The following is a 305-nucleotide window of genomic DNA, read 5'->3' as shown; positions in this document are numbered from 1 at the left end:
GTGTTGCGGCACAGATGCCCCCTGCCCGCCCGGCAATTGCGGCAATGGCCGCAGACGATGTGGCCTTCGCCCGAAACGCGCTGGCCGATCTTGTATTCGGTGACCGCCGCGCCGAAGTCGGCGACGGTGCCGACGAATTCGTGGCCGGTCACCATCGGCACCGGCACGGTCTTCTGCGCCCACTGGTCCCAATTGTAGATGTGGACGTCGGTACCGCAGATCGCGGTCTTCTTGATCTTGATCAGAACGTCGTTCGGGCCGATTTCCGGCACCGGCACTTCTTCCATCCAGATGCCCGGCTCGGC

Annotated in this window: 1 protein-coding gene; it reads right to left on the bottom strand. The window is 64.3% G+C overall.

The genetic code is table 11. From position 1 onward, the window contains the following. Positions 1–305: alcohol dehydrogenase catalytic domain-containing protein (locus tag AC0L2M_RS34675; RefSeq protein ID WP_473537282.1), on the bottom strand; the 305-nt coding region annotated here is incomplete at both ends.

The sequence above is a fragment of the Mesorhizobium sp. WSM4806 genome, assembly GCF_055811635.1.
This window is presented reverse-complemented; position numbering and strand designations above follow the sequence as displayed.